Raw genomic sequence first — 2,342 nt, forward strand, 5'->3', positions numbered from 1 at the left:
GCTGGGGACGCCCCGGGTGGCGATCCTCTCGGCGGTGGAGACGATCAACCCCAAGATCCCGAGCACGATCGAGGCGGCGGCCTTGTGCAAGATGGCCGAGCGCGGCCAGATCCTGGGCGGGCTGCTGGACGGGCCCCTGGCACTCGACAACGCGATCAGCCTGGAGGCGGCAACCATCAAGGGGATCGGCGGCGCGGTGGCCGGCCGGGCCCAGGTGCTGGTGGTGCCGGACCTGGAGGCGGGCAACATGCTGGCCAAGAACCTGTCGTTCCTGGCCGGGGCGGATGCCGCGGGCGTGGTGGTGGGGGCCAGGGTGCCGATCACCCTGACCAGCCGGGCCGACAATGTCCGCACCCGCATGGCATCCTGCGCGGTGGCGGCCCTGTTCGCCCATCACCTGGCGCAGACGCGGCCGGTGACGTCATGAGCGACACGATCCTGGTCCTCAACGCCGGCAGCTCCAGCATCAAGTTCCAGCTGTTCGGGCTGGAGCCGAGCGGCCGGCTGGCCCGCCAGCTCAAGGGGCAGGTCGAAGGGGTCGGCGGCCAGAACCCGCGCCTGGTCGTGGCCGATGCGAGCGACCGCCCGGTTTTCCAGGAAGCCTGCCCGCCGGCACGGACCGCCGACCTGGAAGCCGCCCAGGAACTGCTGGGTAGCTGGCTGGTCGGACATCTCGGGGCGGTGCCGGTGGCGGTGGGCCACCGGGTCGTGCATGGCGGCCCCGACTTCGCGATGCCGATGCTGGTCGACGACGCGCTGATCGAGCGGCTGGCGAAGTTCGCGCCCCTGGCGCCCCTGCACCAGCCGAACAATCTGGCCCCAATCCGCTCGATCCGGGCGCGGCGGCCGGACCTGCCGCAGGTCGCCTGCTTCGACACGGCCTTCCATCGGGGCCATCCCGAGATCGCCGACCGGTTCGCCATTCCCGACTCGCTGCACCAGGAGGGGGTGCGCCGCTACGGCTTCCACGGCCTGTCCTACGAATATGTCGCGAGCCGCCTGCCGGAGATGGCACCGGCGATGGCCGCCGGCCGGGTGGTGGCGCTGCATCTGGGCTCCGGCTGCTCCGCCTGCGCGCTGGTCGACGGCAGGAGCGTGGACAGCACCATGGGATTTACCGCGCTGGACGGCCTGCCCATGGGCACCCGCCCGGGCCAGCTCGACCCCGGCGTCGTGCTCTACCTGATGCAGAAGGGCCAGGACGCCGATGCGATCCAGCACCTGCTCTACCATGACTGCGGCCTGAAGGGCCTGTCCGGGATCAGCAACGACGTGCGCGAGCTCCTGACGAGCGGGCAGCCAGGGGCCGGGCTGGCGCTGGATTATTTCGCCTACCGGACCGGCCAGGCGATCGCGGCGCTGGGCGCCAGTATGGGCGGGATCGACGGGATCGTGTTCACCGCCGGGATCGGCGAGAACTCGGCGCCGATGCGCGAGAAGATCGCCACGCGCTGCGCCTGGCTGGGTCTCGTGCTCGACCCGGAGCGCAACGCCACCCATGGGCCGCGGATCACCGGCCCCGCCAGCCGGATCCCGGCCTTCGTCATCCCGACCGACGAGGAGCAGATGATCGCCCGGCACACGCTGGCGACCCTCCAGGCGACGAAAGGGCAACCCGGATGAACCCGCTCTCGATCGTCTCGCTGGAAGGCCGTAAGGCGCTGGTGACCGGGATCGCCAACGAGAGCTCGATCGCCTGGGGGTGCGCGAAAGCCCTGCGCAACCTCGGCGCCGAGCTGGCGGTCACCTACCTGAACGAGAAGGCGCGTCCTCATGTCGAGCCGCTGGCGCGGCAGCTCGATGCCTCGATCACGATGCCGCTGGACCTGCGCGTGGCCGGCCAGCTCGAGGCGGTGTTCGAGCGGATCGCCGCCGAATGGGGCCGACTCGACGTGGTCCTCCATTCGATCGCGTTTGCCCCGAAGGACGACCTGCAGGGCCGGGTGGTGGACTGCTCCAGGGAGGGCTTCCTCGCCGCCATGGACGTGTCCTGCTGGTCCTTCATCCGCATGGCCAAGCTCGCCGAGCCCTTGATGGCGAGCGGCGGGACGCTGTTCTGCATGACCTATTACGGCGCCCAGATGGTGGTCGAGAACTACAACCTGATGGGGCCGGTGAAGGCGGCGCTGGAGGCGGCCACCCGCTACATGGCCGTGGAGCTGGGGCCGAAGGGCATCCGGGTCCATGCGATCTCGCCGGGTCCGCTCAAGACCCGGGCCGCGTCGGGGATCACCGATTTCGACGAGCTGCTGGCCAAGGCCCAGGCCAAGGCGCCGATGCAGGCGCTGGTCGCGGTGGAGGATGTCGGCCGTGCCACCGCCTTCCTCGCCACCGACGCGGCC

At 70.7% G+C, this 2,342-nt stretch carries 3 protein-coding genes; all 3 read left to right on the forward strand.

The genetic code is table 11. The features are described from left to right. On the forward strand, nucleotides 1-427 hold a 427-nt coding region (locus VNS22_RS14620; protein ID WP_325733642.1), incomplete at its 5' end, for a phosphate acyltransferase. Beyond that, complete coding sequence (locus VNS22_RS14625) at nucleotides 424-1,623, forward strand: acetate/propionate family kinase (RefSeq protein WP_325733644.1); 1,200 nt, start codon at nucleotides 424-426, stop codon at nucleotides 1,621-1,623. The genes VNS22_RS14620 and VNS22_RS14625, both read left to right, overlap by 4 nt. After that, nucleotides 1,620-2,342: enoyl-ACP reductase FabI (gene fabI, locus VNS22_RS14630; RefSeq protein WP_325733646.1), on the forward strand; the 723-nt coding region annotated here is incomplete at its 3' end. The genes VNS22_RS14625 and fabI, both read left to right, overlap by 4 nt.

It is taken from the genome of Geminicoccus sp. (genome assembly GCF_035556675.1).
In the GTDB taxonomy this organism is placed as follows: Bacteria; Pseudomonadota; Alphaproteobacteria; order Geminicoccales; family Geminicoccaceae; genus Geminicoccus.